The following is a 17,975-nucleotide window of genomic DNA, read 5'->3' on the forward strand; positions in this document are numbered from 1 at the left end:
TTGAGTATAATGTTATTTTTTATATTCAAATTGTTTATTCACACTTTTCAATTCTAACCTTTAAATCTGATTAATAAGGAGTAGCAAAATGTCTGAAAAACAATATGACTTAGTTGTTTTAGGTGGTGGGACAGCAGGATACGTAGCAGCGATTCGTGCTTCTCAATTAGGAAAAAAGGTAGCAATTGTAGAGAAATCTTTATTAGGTGGCACATGTTTACATAAAGGGTGTATTCCTACTAAAGCGCTACTTAAATCTGCTGAAGTAACTCGTACTGTTAGACAATCTTCAGAATTTGGTATAGACACAAACGGTTTACATATTAATTTTGAAAAAATGATGAATCGAAAAACGGATATTGTTAATCAAATGCATAATGGCGTTCAAAGTTTAATGCAAAAAAATCATATTGATATTTATAATGGTATTGGACGTATTATGGGAACTTCTATATTTTCTCCACAAAGCGGAACAATCTCTGTTGAATACGAAGATGGCAGCTCAGAGTTACTTCCAAATCAATTTGTACTTATCGCTACAGGGTCACGATCTCAAACATTACCATTTTTAAAAATTAATCATCGAAATATTTTATCGAGCGATGATATATTACAAATTGATACACTTCCAGACAGTATTGCTATTGTTGGAGGCGGCGTGATTGGCCTTGAATTTGCTTCCTTACTAACTGATTTAAATGTAAATGTTAAAGTGATTGAAGCAGGTAAACGTATATTACCTTCTGACAGTAAATCCATTTCTACATTTTTAAAAGATAGTTTAATTGAACGAGGTGTAGAATTTTTTGAAGATTGCCAACTAAGTGAAGAGAATATCATACATAAAAATGATGTCATCCAAATACATATAAATGAAAAAACTACTATTACAGTTGATAAAATATTAGTTGCAGTAGGTCGCGTACCTAATACAAGTGATATTGGTATTCAAAATACTAAAATTCAATTAGATACTCATGGTTATATCAAAGTAAATGAATTTCAACAAACGAGTGATAAGCATCTTTATGCAGCAGGTGATTGTATCGGAACATTACAATTAGCTCACGTAGCTTCTAAAGAAGGAATCACTGCAGTTGAACATATGTTTAATGATCATCCGCTTCCAGTGAATTATCATTTAATGCCCAAATGTGTTTATACTTATCCAGAAGTCGCATCTATCGGTTTAAATATAGAAACTGCTAAATCTCAAAATATTAAGGCAACAAGTTATAAAATTCCTTTTAATGCTATTGGAAAAGCAGTTATTGAAGAAACTAAAAATAAACGTGGTTTTTGTGAAATTATATTAAATAAGGACAATGGAGATATTATTGGTCTAAGTATGGTAGGCCCACATGTCACGGAGTTAATAAATGAAGTTGCTTTATTACAATTTATGAATGGATCAACATTAGAATTAGGATTAACGACTCATGCACATCCGTCATTGTCTGAAATATTGATGGAATTTGGACTAAAGGCTGAAAATAGAGCAATACACGTTTAAAGGAGGAAATAAAAATGATTGACTACAAATCTGTGGGACTTACAGATGAAGATTTGAGAGAAATATATAAATGGATGGACTTAGGACGAAAACTAGATGAACGCTTATGGTTACTTAACCGTGCTGGAAAAATACCATTTGTAGTAAGTGGTCAAGGACAAGAAGCCACTCAAATTGGTATGGCGTATGCAATGAAAGAAGGAGATATTTCATCTCCGTATTATAGAGATTTAGCTTTCGTTACATATATGGGGATTTCACCTTATGATACAATGTTAGCTTCTTTCGGTAAAAAGGATGACATTAATTCTGGAGGAAAACAAATGCCTTCTCATTTTAGTCATAGAGAAAAAGGTATTTTATCTCAAAGTTCTCCGGTAGCAACACAAATCCCTCACTCAGTAGGAGCAGCATTAGCATTAAAAATGAATCAACAATCTAATATAGCAACTGCTACTGTAGGAGAAGGTAGTTCTAATCAAGGAGATTTTCATGAGGGATTGAATTTTGCTGGAGTCCATAACTTACCGTTTGTATGTGTAATTATCAATAATAAATACGCAATTTCAGTACCAGATTCATTACAATATGCAGCAACGCATCTATCTGATAGAGCAATAGGTTATGGTATTCATGGAGAAACCGTAGATGGAAATGATCCAATTGCGATGTACAAAGCAATGAAAGAAGCAAGAGAAAGGGCACTTAATGGCGAAGGAGCAACATTGATTGAAGCTATTACCACTCGAATGACTCCTCATTCTTCTGATGATGATGATACATATCGTTCTAAAGAAGAAAGAGATGCTTTCAAGACATCTGACTGTAATCTTAAATTCAAAAATGAATTACTCGATTTAGGCATTATTGATGAAGATTGGTTAAACGAATTAGATAACGCACATAAATCTATTATAGATAAAGCTACAAAAGATGCTGAAAATGCTCAATATCCAGATGTAGAAGAAACATATCAATATGTGTATGATCCAGAAGGAGATATTTTCAATGACTAAAATGAGTTATATAGAAGCCATTCAAAATGCACAAGACTTGGCTATGGAAAAAGATAATAATATTTTTATATTAGGAGAAGATGTAGGACGAAAAGGTGGTGTATTCGGTGCGACACGTGGTTTACAAGAAAAATATGGAGAACTGCGCGTAATTGATACGCCTTTAGCAGAATCAAATATTATCGGTACTGCAATTGGTGCAGCAATGCTTGGCAAACGCCCTATAGCTGAAATTCAATTCGCAGATTTTATTTTACCAGCAGTTAATCAAATTATTAGTGAAGCTGCTAAAATGCGATATCGTTCTAATAACGATTGGCAATGTCCTTTAACTGTTCGTGCACCATTTGGTGGTGGCGTACATGGTGGTTTATATCATTCTCAAAGTATTGAGAGTATCTTTGCATCTACACCTGGATTAACAATTGTAATTCCTTCAACTCCATATGATGCGAAAGGTTTATTATTATCTTCAATTGAATCAAATGATCCAGTATTATTTTTTGAACATAAAAAAGCATATCGATTTTTAAAAGAAGAAGTACCCGATTCTTACTATACTATCCCTTTGGGTAAAGCTGATGTTAAACGTGAAGGTGATGATATTACAGTTTTCACTTATGGTTTATGTGTTAACTATTGTATTCAAGCAGCCGATATTTTAGAGGCAGATGGCATTAATGTTGAAGTAGTTGACTTAAGAACAGTTTATCCATTAGATAAAACAACGATTATTGAACGCGCTAAACGAAATGGTAAGATTTTGCTTGTAACTGAAGATAACCTTGAAGGTAGTGTCATGTCTGAAGTTTCAGCAATCATAGCTGAACATTGTTTATTCGAATTAGATGCACCAATTATGCGGTTAGCTGGTCCTGATGTTCCATCAATGCCATTTTCTCCTAACTTAGAAAATGAAGTAATGATGAATCCTGATAAGATATTAAAAAAAATGCGTGAGTTAGCACAATTTTAGGGAGGTAACATAATGGATGTTAAAATGCCAAAATTAGGAGAAAGTGTCCATGAAGGTACAATCGAACAATGGTTAGTTTCTGAAGGGGATCATGTAGATGAATATGAACCACTATGTGAAGTAGTTACAGATAAAGTAACAGCAGAAGTTCCTTCAACTATTTCTGGTACAATTACAGAGTTAATTGCTACTGAAGGTGAAACGATTGAAATTAATCAAATCATTTGTAAAATTCAACCCGATGATACATCTTTAAATTCTAATCAAGACGATACTAATGAAACACCTAGTCAAACACAAAGTAATTCTGTAAAGAGTCAGTCTAAGCCTTCTAACACAAATCAATCATCTACGAATTCGATCAATAATGGAAGATTTTCTCCAGTCGTATTTAAGATAGCTTCAGAAAACGATATTGATTTATCACAAGTACCTGGCACAGGATTTGAGGGTAGAGTAACTAAAAAAGATATTGAAACTTATATTCAAGAAAATAACCAGCAAGACTTAAAAGAAACACCTACCACTCAGATAACCAATCATTCCGAAACAAGTTCAATAAATAATAACGCTTCATCAAATGAACCATTAGACGATTATACAGTACCAGTTAAAGGCGTGCGAAAAGCAATTGCCCAAAATATGGTTACCAGTGCCACTGAAATTCCACATGGCTGGATGATGATAGAAGTCGATGCTACAAACCTTGTGAAAACTAGAAATCATTATAAGACTGTGTTTAAAAAACAAGAAGGATATAATTTAACATTCTTTGCTTTCTTTGTAAAAGCTGTAGCAGAAGCTTTGAAATCTAATCCATTACTTAACAGCAGTTGGGATGGTAATGAAATTATAATTCATAAAGACATCAATATTTCGATAGCTGTAGCTGATGAAGACAAATTATATGTTCCTGTAATTAAAAATGCAGATGAAAAATCAATTAAAGGTATTGCTAGAGAAATCAATCAACTAGCACAAAAAGCTCGAAATCAACAACTGACTCAAGAAGACATGACTGGTGGTACTTTTACAGTTAATAATACTGGGACATTTGGTTCTGTATCTTCAATGGGTATTATTAATCATCCTCAAGCAGCAATCTTACAAGTAGAATCAATTGTTAAAAAACCTGTTGTCATCGACGATATGATAGCTATAAGAAATATGGTTAATTTATGTATTTCAATTGATCATCGTATTTTAGATGGTGTTCAAACTGGACGATTTATGTCGCAAGTAAAAAATCGAATTGAAAGCTATTCAATTGAAACAACAAATATTTATTAAAAGTTTGTTATATTACAACCAACCTATTTGAACTATATGTTGGAAATTAGTAAAATGACAATAAATAATAATTGACTGAAAGGTGATTCTAAATGGATTTAAATTTTGATTTATATATGAATGGTGTTGTAGAACAAGCTAGAAATGAAATTGAATCTGCTGGTTATGAACAATTAACTACTTCAGATGAAGTTGATAAAGTATTTAAACAAGATGGTACTACACTAGTAATGATAAATTCAGTTTGTGGATGTGCAGGAGGTATAGCGCGTCCAGCCGCAAGTCACGCACTTCACTATGATAAGTTACCTAATAGATTAGTTACTGTATTTGCTGGTCAAGATAAAGAAGCAACTCAGCAAGCAAGAGACTATTTTGAAGGATACGCACCTTCAAGTCCTTCATTTGCACTTATGAAAGATGGTAAGATTACTGAAATGATAGAACGCCATCAAATAGAAGGTCATGACGTAATGGATGTTATCAATCAACTTCAAAAGTTATTTGATAAGTATTGTGAAGAAAGATAAGAGGAACAATACATGCTAACTTTAAATCCTTATAGAATTGGATTTAGAACACTTAAAACAGCTGTAGGAATTACATTAGGCGTTATTCTAGCTAAATGGATAGGACTTGATAACTATGCTTCAAGTGCTATCCTCATTGTTCTATGTATTAAACATACTAAAGTTCACTCACTACAAGCAATTGGTTCTCGATTCGTTTCGTGTTTATTAATGTTATTTTTTGGTTCATTTATTTTTAATTTACTTGGTCAAAATGCAGTCGTTTTAGGATTAATTGTTTTATTATTTATTCCACTTACAGTGATGTTGAATGTTCAAGAAGGTGTAGTGACAAGTTGTGTCATTTTACTTCACGTATTTAATGCCAAAGTTATTGGTCTTCATTTAATTATTAATGAAATTTTACTTCTTATAATTGGTTTAGGAATAGCATTTTTAATGAATTTAATTATGCCTAGTCTAGATAATACATTAGGTAATTTTAAGAAGGAAATTGAAAATGAAATTAAAGCAATATTTAAACAATATAGTGAAGCATGTTTAAATATTAATAAACAATTGTCAATTTCTTTTGATACATTAGAAAACAATATTCGTAAGGCTAAATCTATTGCGTTTAGAGACGTTAAAAATCACTTTGTGCGAAATGAAAACTCATATTATCACTATTTTGATATGAGAGAAGAACAACTAGAAATACTACGCAGAATCCAAACATTAATTCATAATACTTCATCTAATGATCCTTTGTTAGAGACTGTTGCCCATTTAATGGCTGAAATTGGAGATAATGTTAATAGTAATGATTATACTGTGTTAAGACTACATTCATTATATGAGATACGTTTAAAATTAGACGAATTGCCATTGCCAGAATCACACCAATCTTTAAAATCAAGAGCAAGTATGATGCAAATTTTAAATGAATTAGAAGAATATTTAAATATTAAATCTCAATTCGGCTCTTTAAAATTACATAGTGAAATATAACACCTAAGACTAACTTCTAATCAAAGTAAAAAGACAAACTTCCTTTATATACAACAAGTTTGTCTTTTTTATTTGCATAAATTTAAGAAGTAATAATAAAAACTATCGTCAAATTTGAATTTTTTGTCGATAGTTTCTAAACTAATTAATTTTTAATGCATGAGAGGAACAAGACTTGTAAGTAACAATGCAGCTACAACTGCAATTAACATGATAATGATAATAATCTTTAGCACTTTATTATTCAATGTAAACGCTCCTTGAAACCTTTAAAATAATTTAATTATTCGTTATATTAATAACTTATAGTATATAAAATAACCTTAAATGATTTCGATAAAAATGGCAATCAATTTATTTACTCTAATTGTCATAGTCAGTTAAAATATTATCTATATAAGAAAGGGGTTTTTATAATGATTAATAGTCGCCGTTTACTTAATACTTTTTTAGAGTTAGTGCAAATTAATTCTGAAACTGGGAATGAAGAAACGATACAACCCATTCTAAAAAAGAAATTTGTAGATTTAGGATTAAATGTTGTAGAAGATAATGCGTCTAAAAGAGAATGGTTAGGGGCAAATAATTTAATTTGTACCTTACCAAGTAGTAAAGGAAAAGAACATGTTTCTAAAATCTATTTTACTAGCCATATGGATACAGTTGTTCCAGGTATTAACGTTAAACCAATCCTTAAAGAAGATGGCTATGTATACTCAGATGGTACAACTGTACTAGGAGCAGATGATAAAGCAGGTATAGCTGTTTTGTTAGAAACGATTCAAACTATAAATGAACAACAATTACCTCATGGACAAATTCAATTTATTATCACTGTAGGAGAAGAAGCAGGTTTAAAAGGTGCTAAAGAATTAGATCAAAACTTAATAGATGCAGAGTTCGGCTATGCTGTCGATGCCAGCCAAGCGGTTGGAACAACAGTGGTGGGTGCCCCAACTCAAATGATTATCAATACAACTATATATGGGAAAAAAGCACATGCTAGTAAACCCAATCAAGGTATAAGTGCAATTCATATTGCAGCTAAGGCGATTAATAAAATGCATTTAGGTCAGATTGATCAAGATACCACAGCTAATATTGGTAAATTTTATGGCGGTTCTGCTACAAATATTGTTGCAGATAAAGTCATTTTAGAGGGAGAAGCTCGTTCGCATAATGATAAAAGTTTAGAATATCAAGTCAACCATATGAAAAAGACTTTCGAAACGACAGCAAAAGAATTAGGCGGTAAAGCAAACGTTGAAATTTCTAAGAGCTATCCTGGTTTTAGAAGAAACGATTCTGAGACGGTAACTCAATATGCTATAAAGAGTGCGAAAACTTTAGGCCTTTCAGGTAAAACTGTTATTGCTGGCGGAGGTTCAGATGGAAGTATTATTAACACATATCATATTCCAACTGTCATATTAGGTGTAGGATATGAACACATTCATACTACTTCTGAACGTATTCCTGTAGCTGCTTTAAATCAACTTACGAATCAATTGATTAAAATTGTTGAATTAGTAGCGAAATAATATTTTACTTTAGTGAAGTCATTTATATTTTTGTGATACAATACTAATGAAATTATTGAATAAGAGAGGTAAGTAATATGACTCAACAAATAGGTGTAGTAGGTTTAGCTGTTATGGGTAAAAACCTTGCATGGAATATCGAATCACGTGGTTATAGCGTATCTGTTTATAATCGTTCTAGTGATAAAACAGATTTAATGATTAAGGAATCAGAAGGTAAACAAATTCATCCAACGTATTCTTTAGAAGATTTTGTAAACTCTTTAGAAAAACCACGCAAAATATTATTAATGGTTAAAGCTGGTCCTGCTACAGATGCAACAATAGATAGCTTATTGCCTTTATTAGATGACGATGACATTTTAATTGATGGCGGTAATACAAACTATCAAGATACAATTCGTCGTAACAAAGCACTTGCTGAAAGTGGTATCAACTTTATTGGAATGGGTGTTTCTGGTGGTGAAATCGGTGCGTTAACTGGTCCATCTTTAATGCCTGGTGGTCAACAAGAAGCTTACAACAAAGTAAGTGATATTTTAGATGCCATTGCTGCTAAAGCAAAAGATGGTGCTGCATGTGTAGAATATATTGGACCAAATGGTGCAGGACATTATGTAAAAATGGTTCATAATGGTATCGAATATGCTGATATGCAATTAATTGCTGAAAGTTATGCAATGATGAAAGAATTATTAGGTATGTCTCATGAAGAAATTTCTAAAACTTTTAAAGAATGGAATGCTGGAGAATTAGAAAGTTATTTAATTGAAATAACAGGCGATATTTTCACTAAATTAGATGAAAATAATGAGCCTCTTGTAGAAAAAATTCTTGATACTGCTGGTCAAAAAGGAACTGGTAAATGGACATCAATTAATGCATTAGAATTAGGTATACCATTAACAATCATTACTGAATCTGTATTTGCACGTTTCATTTCTTCAATTAAAGAAGAACGCGTGAAGGCATCGAAAGTATTAAGTGGTCCTAAATCAAACTTTGATGGAAATAGAGAAGAATTCTTAGAAAAAATCCGTAAAGCGTTATATATGAGTAAAATTTGTTCATACGCCCAAGGTTTCGCCCAAATGCGTAAAGCGAGCAATGAAAACGAATGGAACCTTAAATTAGGTGATTTAGCAATGATTTGGCGTGAAGGTTGTATTATTCGTGCCCAATTCTTACAAAAAATTAAAGACGCATATGACAATAATTCAGGTCTTCAAAACTTATTATTAGACCCTTATTTCAAAGGTATTGTTACTGAATATCAAGATGCACTTAGAGAAGTAGTTGCTACTGGTGTTAAAAATGGCGTACCAACACCTGGTTTCTCAGCAAGTATCAGCTATTATGATAGCTACCGTTCAGAAGATCTACCTGCTAATTTGATTCAAGCACAACGTGATTATTTTGGGGCACATACTTATGAACGTAAAGATAAAGATGGTGTTTTCCATACTCAATGGACTGAAGAATAATTATTGCATGATTAAAAATCTGGGACATCATTAAGTGTCTCAGATTTTTTTATTATGATAGGTTTGTATAGATGTCTTAATACATATAGTCTTGTTATTTTAATTTATATTTAATCGATATATCCCAAGTTGACATTTAGAGACTCGATTAGTACGATAAATATAGGTGTAAACGTTTTCTAAAAAACTGGATTATCCATATATAATGTTATTACATATTATTTTATATTTCTATAAATCCAGAAAAAATTAGATTATATATTAAAGACTAACATTGACTATTAAAATAACTAACTCGAATATTATGATTTATTATTTCAAAGTTAATTTATTTACATAATATTTTCAAAGGAGCGATATAAATGGAAAAAAATTGGTGGAAAGAAGCCGTAGCATATCAAGTGTATCCAAGAAGTTTTAATGATAGCAATAATGATGGTATTGGTGATTTACCAGGGATGGTAGAAAAGTTGGACTATCTGAAAGATTTAGGTATTGATGTCATTTGGCTTAGTCCTATGTATAAATCTCCAAACGACGATAATGGTTATGATATTAGTGATTATCAAGATATTATGGAAGAATTTGGAACAATGGAAGACTTTAATCATTTGTTATCTGAGGTTCATAAGCGTGGAATGAAATTAATTTTAGACCTTGTTGTTAACCATACATCTGATGAACACCCATGGTTTATAGAATCTCGTTCTAGTAAAGATAATCCTAAACGAGATTGGTACATTTGGGCAGATCCTAAACCTGACGGTTCTGAACCTAATAATTGGGAGAGTATTTTCAATGGTTCAACATGGGAATATGATGACACAACAAAACAGTATTATTTCCATTTATTTAGTAAAAAGCAACCTGATTTAAATTGGAGTAATCCTGATGTTAGAGAAGCTGTTTTTAAAATGATGAATTGGTGGTTCGAAAAAGGAATTGATGGTTTTAGAGTCGATGCGATCACTCATATCAAAAAAACATTTGAAGCTGGTGATTTACCTGTTCCAAAAGGAAAACAATACGCTCCAGCATTTGATGTTGATATGAATCAACCAGGCATTCAAGATTGGCTTCAAGAAATGAAGGACAAATCACTTAGTCATTATGACATTATGACTGTTGGAGAAGCAAATGGCGTGAATCCAGATAATGCAAAAGAGTGGGTTGGAGAAAAAGAAGGTAAATTTAATATGATTTTCCAATTTGAACATTTAGGTTTATGGAGTACTGGAGACTCTAAATTTGATGTTTTATCTTATAAAAATGTATTAAACCGTTGGCAAAAACAACTAGAGGGTATAGGATGGAATGCACTATTTATCGAAAATCATGATCAACCTAGACGTGTTTCTACTTGGGGAGATGATAAAAAGTATTGGTTTGAATCTGCTACTAGCCATGCAGTGGTATATTTCTTACAACAAGGCACACCTTTTATTTATCAAGGTCAAGAAATTGGTATGACAAACTATCCATTTGAAAGTATTGAAACATTTAACGATGTTGCTGTAAAAACAGAATATCAAATTGTTAAATCTCAAGGTGGAAATGTTAATCAGTTATTAGATAAATATAAAATGGAGAATCGTGATAATTCTAGAACACCTATGCAGTGGACTAATGAAGTAAATGGAGGTTTTACTGAAGGTACGCCATGGTTCCCAGTCAATCCTAACTATAAAACAATAAATGTAGCACAACAATCCGAGGATTCAGATTCCGTTCTTAATTTTTATAAACGTCTAATTAAAATAAAAAAATCTGATGATATATATACTTATGGTGAATTTAATTTAATCGATGATGCGAACGAGAATATTTTTGCTTACACACGTAAACTCAATAATAAGACAGTTCTAGTTGCAGGAAATTTAACAGATCATGTTGCATCATTAAATTTACCATTCGAAGTTGAACCATCTCAAATTAAGCTACACAATTATAAAAATGATTTAGATATCACTAATATGAGACCTTTTGAAGCGTTCGTAGCCGAACTTTAATAGTAAAGCGTTAGATGACATAAGTTTAATAACTTAGTCATCTAACGCTTCTTTTATTCTATATCATAAGTTTCTTGTTTAATAGGCAGCCATAACTGTATTTTAGTGAACGGGTCCTCGAATGAGAGATCAAAAGGATAAATTTCAACATATAAGCTATTTTTTTCATAAGGTAGAGTAAGTTGTAAGCTGGATTCAATATAATACCAAGCTTCATTAACAGTATAATCCACTTGACCTTGCAAGTTAAATTTTGCATAGTGTCGCCCTGGCAACAATCGACTTTCTAAGTGAGCTGGATAACGTTCACTAGGTACGCCTACAAATAATTCTATACCTTCATCTAAAGGACATGTAATAACAAATAACTCATATGGACTTATATTATTATATCGTTTTAATTCTTTTATTTTACCATCTAAATATAAATCTTCTAAAAAATCAGGAACTTTGTAAGGGTTAGATAGTTGATTAGCCTCAATATATTTTACATAACCAACTAAAGGTGTGTCTTTAGTCGTTTCTAGTCTGTAAGGGTATGGTGCTCTTTCTGTAGTTGTTAATTTAATATACAAACGTTCATTCATTTTTAGTTCTTCTTTTTTAGTAGAAGCTTGAATAGGAGATATTCCATGAAAATCACTAAAATCATTTGCAAAGTCATTGGAACTTAGATAATTATAGCGTTTTGCTACATCAACCAATCTCGAAGAACTTTGTATCATTTCTTTAGCAGCTTCAGTCATTTTTCGAGAGTGAGCATAACTTTCAGGAGGTTGTCCAACAATCATTTTAAACGATTGATCAAGATGGTAAGGGGAAAGACCAACGTAATCACTTAAATCTTGCAAATTAAAAGGCTCTAATAAATGATCTTCTATATATACAATTGCCTGTTGTATCTGCTTGATAACGTCCAAAACCTTCACTCCAATAAATTTACAATCAATACTAATATTTTACATTATTTTATAAAAATATACATCAATAATATAAAATTAAATTAAATTTTTAAATGACTCTTTCAATATTCAATTTAAAAAGGACAAGACCTTATTTTCAATGAGTGAAAATAATATAATATGTCTTATCCTTTATACATCTATCACATGAAGCTTCTAGTATATCTGTTTATTGAATATCGTCCCACCAATGATTTCCATCTCTGCTTAATAATAAATCACTTTCGATAGGGCCATTTGTCCCTGATTTATAATTAGGGAAGTTTGGATCAATCATGGTCCAATGTTCTTGAATAGCGTCTACAAATTTCCATGTAGATTTAAGTTCTTCCCAATGTGTAAAGTTGGTTGCATCACCTTTAAGACAATCGAATAACAAGTTTTCATATGCATCTACTGTGTTCATTTTATCTTGTGCACTCATAGCATAAGACAGTTGAACAGGCTTTGTTTCGATACCTTGAATACTTTTCTTAGCATTTAAGTGTAATGAAATCCCTTCATTAGGTTGAATATTAATAACTAATAAATTAGAATCTAGTAGTCGATCCGTTTGATAATATAAATTCATAGGAACTTCTTTAAATTCTACAACAACTTGTATACATTTAGACTTCATACGCTTACCAGTACGAATGTAGAATGGTACACCAGCCCAACGGAAGTTATCGATAGTTAATCTTCCAGAAACAAAGGTTGGTGTATTGGAATCAGACGCAACACGATCTTCATCTCTATAAGCGATAACACGTTGGTCATTAATAGTCCCTTCTCCATATTGTCCACGCACAAAGTTTTGATTGACTTCTTCAGGTTTTAATTGTCTTAAAGATTTTAATACTTTCACCTTTTCAGCTCGAATATCTTCACTTTTAAGACTAATAGGTGCTTCCATTGCTAGTAATGCAACCATTTGTAACATATGGTTTTGTACCATATCTTTTAATGCACCGCTCGATTCATAATAACCTCCACGATCCTCAACACCTAGTATTTCTGAAGAAGTGATTTGGATATTAGAGATATACTTATTATTCCAAAGAGGTTCAAACATCGCATTAGCGAATCGTAGAACTTCGATATTTTGCACCATATCTTTACCAAGATAGTGATCAATTCTGTATATTTCTTCTTCTTTAAATGATTGTCGTAATTGATTATTTAATTTTTCAGCAGATTTAAAATCACTACCAAATGGTTTTTCAATTACAAGGCGTTTAAATCCTTTAGTTTCAGTTAAGCCAGAAGCTTTTAAATAATCAGAAATTGGTCCAAAGAATTGAGGTGCCATTGCTAAATAGAATAGGCGATTACCTTCTAATTTAAATGTATCATCAAGTTTATTAGAGAATGTTAATAATTCATGATAACTTTCTTCTTCATTGACATCATTTTTAAAATAGAAAACATGTTCTATGAATTCATCGAGTCGATCAGTATCTTTGACGTGCGTTTGAATAGATTGTTTAACTTGTTCACGGAAAAAGTCGTTAGTATAATCTCTTCGACCAACGCCAATAATGGCAATATGGTCATCTAAATTATCTTGTTGATATAAATGGAATAAAGAAGGAAATAATTTTCTATGACTCAAATCTCCAGTTGCGCCAAATATAGTAATTAAACAAGGGATATGTTTAGTGTGTGTGTTCAAATTCAAAACCTCAATTCTTTAATTGCTATGATTAATTCATTATAAATTAAAACTGTTTTTCTTGATATGTTTTTGCCTAAAATTGTTGATAATATTTACAACATTAAACTAAATAACATACAATTTATTTTTTATAAGTTACATTATACCCTAAATTCTGATAAATTCATTTATTTTATTTCATATGATAACAAACTTATAGACGTATGATAAAATATATTATTGAAGAAAGAGGAGGCAAATGCATGGAAGTTACATTTTTTGGAACGAGTGCGGGTTTACCTACTAAAGATCGTAATACTCAAGCGATTGCTTTAAATTTAGAACCTTATTCAAATTCAGTATGGTTATTCGATGTAGGAGAGGGGACTCAACATCAAATTTTGCATCACTCAATAAAATTAGGCAAAGTTGATCATATTTTTATTACGCATATGCATGGCGACCACATTTTTGGATTACCTGGATTATTAACAAGTCGTTCATTCCAAGGTGGAGAAGATAAGCCATTGACGTTAATAGGGCCAACAGGTTTACAACAATTTATTGAAACTGCTTTGAAATTATCTGAATCTCATTTAAACTATCCTATTACATATATTGAAATTGATAATAATTTTACATATCATCATCATGGCTTTACAGTTTCATCAAGGTTATTAAATCATGGTATACCTTCATATGGTTATCGAATTGAGGCTCCTACAACACCAGGTACAATTGATGTAACTGCATTAAAGGCAATTGGACTAGAACCGGGTCCTAAATATCAAGAAGTAAAAATGTTTGATACTTTTGAATATAATAATCAAATTTATCTTTCTAAAGACTTTAAAGGTCCAGCCAAACCAGGACCTATTGTTACTATTTTTGGTGATACGAAACCATGTGACAACGAATATATACTTGCAGAAAATGCGGATATTATGATTCATGAAGCAACATATATTGAAGGTGACAAAATTTTAGCAAATAACTATCATCATAGTCACATTGATGATGTATTTAGGTTAATTCATCAGTCTAATGTGAAGAAAAGTTTTATTACCCACCTAAGTAATCGATATAATTTAGAAGATATAGAAGAGATAAACCGTGCATTAAAAGAAATGAAAGATACACCAAACTTTGAGTTTGTTAAAGACTTCGATACATTCAAATTTTAAATAATATTAGCGTTTTATAATGATACGTAAAAACTCATAAAAAGCTATAACGATATGTATGACTTAATTTTCGTTATAGCTTTTTTTATTACTCATCTTCACTTTTAGAAAGAGCAATACTTCTATGAACTGCCGCGTCTAGACAGGCTTTAAAAATACTCTCAATATCATGTCGATCAAGTTCATTTAATCCAGCTTGTGTTGTACCACCTTTAGAGGTAATATTTTTTCTAAGTTGTTCCATACTTAAATCCGATCGTTCAATCATCTTACTTGTTCCAATAATGAGATTCTTAATGGATTCTTCAACTTGTTTCTTTTCAAGACCTAATGAGGTTCCTGCTTTAACATATTGTTCAAATACATGATATAAAAAAGCTGGTCCGCTTCCTGTAATAGCCGTCACTTGATGTAAATATTCTTCGTCAACTTCAATAACTGAGCCAAAAGCACTAATTAATTCTGTTACTTCATCTTTAGAATGAGGATCGAAATTACCAGAAAAACTAATACCTGTCACTGAATGACCTACCTGTGCATTTGTATTAGGCATAATTCTAGCAACAGGATTATTCGTTTCTAACTTTTCTCGGATATAATTTATCGATAAACCAGCCATAATAGATATAAAACGATGGTCTGATTGTATATGTGATTTAATACGTGATGCGACCTTTTCAAAATCATGAGGTTTAGTACCTAAAAAAACATAATCTGCATCTTTTAATAAAAATGCATCATTGTAACTGTATTTTACTCCTAATTCTTTCGCAAATAATTTTAAAGTATTCTCATTTGATTTATTTGTTAAATAAATATCGTTATGATTTAATATTTTAGAATCAATAATTCCTTTAAAAATGGCTTGTGCCATGTTACCAGCGCCATAAAATACTAACTTCATAAAATAGCACCATCCTTACCCTTAATTGATAAAACTATAGTAACATATTCATTATAATTATTATCAAAAATTAACTATACTTGTTAGATAGGAGAGACTCATCAGTGATTGTAGGTAAACATTTCATCGTAACTGGAGGAACTAGTGGCTTAGGTTTAGAAATAACGAAAGAATTATTAAAAAAAGGTGCATATATTACCCTCATTGTTCGTAGTACGGAGAAATTCGAAAATATTAATTTTAATCCGTACAAACATCGTGTTTCAATGATTAAATGTAATTTACAAGATACTTCACAAATAGATACTATTTCTAAATCCCTTTGTTATCCGATTGACGGAATTATTTATAGTGCAGGTTTAGGCTTTTTTAAATCAATACAATCTCATTCGTTAGAAGAAACCTTGGAGACTTATGATGTGAATGTGCTTGGTTTTATTACATTATTTAAAACTGTTAAACCATATTTAACAATGAATGCTTCTATAGTGGCTATTTCAAGTCAGGCAGCATTTGTAACGCAAGCGAACGCTGCATTTTATGGCTCATCTAAAGCTGCTTTAAATGGCGTATTAAATGCTCTAAGAATTGAGGAGCAAGGCTTTCATGTTATGACTGTTAATCCAGGTCCCATTAATACACCATTTCACAAAAAAGCAGATCCATCATTGAAGTACGCTAATAAATATGCATCACTAATGATAGATCCTAAAATACTCGCAGAAGATATCGTTAAAGGTATCATCACTCGTAAAGTAGAAATTAACAAGCCGCTATGGATGAATCCACTATTAAAACTTTACCAATTAGCTCCTAGAAAAATTGAAAAATATTTTACTTCATTGTTTAAAAATAAAATATAATTTAACCTAAAAAAATGATGAAGCATTCATCATAGATACTTCATTACTTGTACTTTACATCAACGATTGTTTATAAGAATTTATTAATTAATTACTCAAGATGCTGAGTATATTCTAAATCTTTCACGCGGTGACGTGCAGATTTAATTTGATCCAAACTTACTGTTTTATTAAAACTAGTAATATTATCTTTTAATTGTGAAACAGAACTTGCACCAACAATAATAGATCCTAATGCATCATGGGATTTTAAATATTCGAATGATAAAGCACTTAAATTACTTTCAACTTCTTTAACAGAAGCAATCGTTTCTCCTAATTCATGATAATTATAGTCAAAAATACCATCTGAGAATTTCTGATCAAGTACATTAACACTATTTGAAGTAAGTAACCCTTTAAACACGGGACCACGTGCTAAAACTTTTACGCCATGAGAATGAATGTGATTCAAAAGACGTTCTGGACGATTATCAATAAGATTAAATTGAGACATAATCGTTTCTATTTGACTATGTTTTAAATAATACTCAATCACGTTAGGTCTAATAGAAGAAATTCCATAAGCTTTGATTACACCTTCTTTTTTCAGTTCATCGAATGCACTAATCGTCTCATCTAGGGGATCATCAATTGTACCACCGTGAAGTTGATAAAGATCTAACTGTTCTAAGCCTAAACGTTTTAAAGAACTTTTAACACTTTCTTTAATATATTTTTTTGAAGGATCCCAAGTAGTACTACCATCATTAAGCGGTCTATTTCCTACTTTTGTTCCTATAACAATATCATCTCTATTTTGATATTTCTTTAAAGACTTTCCAACAATGTTTTCATTGACACCTCTATCATAAATATCTGCGGTATCAAAATATGTGATACCATTTTCAATTGCACACTCAATGATTTCCTCTGCGTGATGGTATTCTGTGCCTAAACTCATACACCCTAAACCTAGTTCCGAAATTTCAATGCCACTTTTTAATATATTTTTTTGCATGAACAATCTCCTTCCGATACACTTTAGTTAACGCATTTATCTTATCAATTTATTAACTTAATGAAAAGGGACGTGGA

16 protein-coding genes are annotated in these 17,975 nt (G+C 31.3%); 11 read left to right on the plus strand and 5 right to left on the minus strand.

Annotated features, from left to right (window positions below):
• Window positions 1-88: 88 nt before the first annotated feature.
• The 6 genes from lpdA (at window position 89) to HMPREF2953_RS05885 (ending at window position 6,315) form a co-directional block, all read left to right on the plus strand.
• Entirely contained in the window at window positions 89-1,513 is a 1,425-nt protein-coding gene (gene lpdA, locus HMPREF2953_RS05860) for a dihydrolipoyl dehydrogenase (protein ID WP_070672238.1), read from the plus strand.
• A 14-nt stretch (window positions 1,514-1,527) separates the two neighbouring features.
• On the plus strand, window positions 1,528-2,529 hold the full coding sequence (locus tag HMPREF2953_RS05865) for a thiamine pyrophosphate-dependent dehydrogenase E1 component subunit alpha (protein WP_002455307.1): 1,002 nt from the start codon (window positions 1,528-1,530) through the stop codon (window positions 2,527-2,529).
• Window positions 2,522-3,505 carry an alpha-ketoacid dehydrogenase subunit beta gene (locus HMPREF2953_RS05870; protein WP_002449713.1) on the plus strand — a complete coding sequence of 328 codons (984 nt, stop codon included), beginning with the start codon at window positions 2,522-2,524 and terminating at the stop codon, window positions 3,503-3,505. Before HMPREF2953_RS05865 ends, HMPREF2953_RS05870 begins: the two co-directional genes overlap by 8 nt.
• Window positions 3,506-3,517: 12 nt before the next feature.
• A complete protein-coding gene (locus HMPREF2953_RS05875) occupies window positions 3,518-4,795 on the plus strand; it encodes a dihydrolipoamide acetyltransferase family protein (protein WP_070672240.1) in 1,278 nt (425 codons plus the stop codon).
• A 92-nt stretch (window positions 4,796-4,887) separates the two neighbouring features.
• Window positions 4,888-5,325, plus strand: a complete 438-nt coding sequence (brxB, locus tag HMPREF2953_RS05880) for a bacilliredoxin BrxB (RefSeq protein ID WP_017176260.1) — start codon at window positions 4,888-4,890, stop codon at window positions 5,323-5,325.
• A 12-nt stretch (window positions 5,326-5,337) separates the two neighbouring features.
• Window positions 5,338-6,315, plus strand: a complete 978-nt coding sequence (locus HMPREF2953_RS05885; protein ID WP_049336154.1) for an aromatic acid exporter family protein — start codon at window positions 5,338-5,340, stop codon at window positions 6,313-6,315.
• A gap of 152 nt (window positions 6,316-6,467) precedes the next feature.
• Here HMPREF2953_RS05885 and prli42 read toward each other — a convergent pair whose 3' ends face one another.
• A complete protein-coding gene (gene prli42, locus HMPREF2953_RS11470; RefSeq protein ID WP_017176262.1) occupies window positions 6,468-6,563 on the minus strand; it encodes a stressosome-associated protein Prli42 in 96 nt (31 codons plus the stop codon).
• A gap of 168 nt (window positions 6,564-6,731) precedes the next feature.
• On the opposite strand from prli42, the gene HMPREF2953_RS05890 reads away from it, so the two are divergent.
• The 3 genes from HMPREF2953_RS05890 (at window position 6,732) to HMPREF2953_RS05900 (ending at window position 11,349) form a co-directional block, all read left to right on the plus strand.
• Complete coding sequence (locus HMPREF2953_RS05890; protein ID WP_049336157.1) at window positions 6,732-7,856, plus strand: M20/M25/M40 family metallo-hydrolase; 1,125 nt, start codon at window positions 6,732-6,734, stop codon at window positions 7,854-7,856.
• Window positions 7,857-7,933: 77 nt separating this feature from the next.
• Window positions 7,934-9,340 carry an NADP-dependent phosphogluconate dehydrogenase gene (gndA, locus tag HMPREF2953_RS05895; RefSeq protein ID WP_049336159.1) on the plus strand — a complete coding sequence of 469 codons (1,407 nt, stop codon included), beginning with the start codon at window positions 7,934-7,936 and terminating at the stop codon, window positions 9,338-9,340.
• Window positions 9,341-9,702: 362 nt separating this feature from the next.
• Window positions 9,703-11,349, plus strand: a complete 1,647-nt coding sequence (locus tag HMPREF2953_RS05900; protein ID WP_070672242.1) for a glycoside hydrolase family 13 protein — start codon at window positions 9,703-9,705, stop codon at window positions 11,347-11,349.
• 53 nt (window positions 11,350-11,402) lie between these two features.
• On the opposite strand, the gene HMPREF2953_RS05905 is transcribed toward HMPREF2953_RS05900, so the two are convergent.
• Window positions 11,403-12,269 (minus strand): AraC family transcriptional regulator, encoded by an 867-nt coding sequence (locus HMPREF2953_RS05905; protein WP_049336161.1) that lies wholly within the window; start codon window positions 12,267-12,269, stop codon window positions 11,403-11,405.
• Between the two features lie 211 nt (window positions 12,270-12,480).
• On the minus strand, window positions 12,481-13,965 hold the full coding sequence (zwf, locus tag HMPREF2953_RS05910; protein WP_049336163.1) for a glucose-6-phosphate dehydrogenase: 1,485 nt from the start codon (window positions 13,963-13,965) through the stop codon (window positions 12,481-12,483).
• A 245-nt stretch (window positions 13,966-14,210) separates the two neighbouring features.
• Here zwf and rnz point away from each other — a divergent pair, with 245 nt between their 5' ends.
• Entirely contained in the window at window positions 14,211-15,131 is a 921-nt protein-coding gene (rnz, locus tag HMPREF2953_RS05915; protein WP_002449876.1) for a ribonuclease Z, read from the plus strand.
• Between the two features lie 88 nt (window positions 15,132-15,219).
• On the opposite strand, the gene proC is transcribed toward rnz, so the two are convergent.
• On the minus strand, window positions 15,220-16,035 hold the full coding sequence (proC, locus tag HMPREF2953_RS05920; protein ID WP_070672245.1) for a pyrroline-5-carboxylate reductase: 816 nt from the start codon (window positions 16,033-16,035) through the stop codon (window positions 15,220-15,222).
• A gap of 104 nt (window positions 16,036-16,139) precedes the next feature.
• On the opposite strand from proC, the gene HMPREF2953_RS05925 reads away from it, so the two are divergent.
• Window positions 16,140-16,898 carry an SDR family NAD(P)-dependent oxidoreductase gene (locus tag HMPREF2953_RS05925; RefSeq protein WP_080978516.1) on the plus strand — a complete coding sequence of 253 codons (759 nt, stop codon included), beginning with the start codon at window positions 16,140-16,142 and terminating at the stop codon, window positions 16,896-16,898.
• Between the two features lie 91 nt (window positions 16,899-16,989).
• Here HMPREF2953_RS05925 and HMPREF2953_RS05930 read toward each other — a convergent pair whose 3' ends face one another.
• Window positions 16,990-17,898 carry an aldo/keto reductase gene (locus HMPREF2953_RS05930; protein ID WP_070672247.1) on the minus strand — a complete coding sequence of 303 codons (909 nt, stop codon included), beginning with the start codon at window positions 17,896-17,898 and terminating at the stop codon, window positions 16,990-16,992.
• Window positions 17,899-17,975 lie beyond the last annotated feature (77 nt).

Origin of the sequence: Staphylococcus sp. HMSC072E01 (assembly GCF_001814125.1) — a bacterium.
GTDB classification, from domain to species: Bacteria; Bacillota; Bacilli; order Staphylococcales; family Staphylococcaceae; genus Staphylococcus; species Staphylococcus hominis.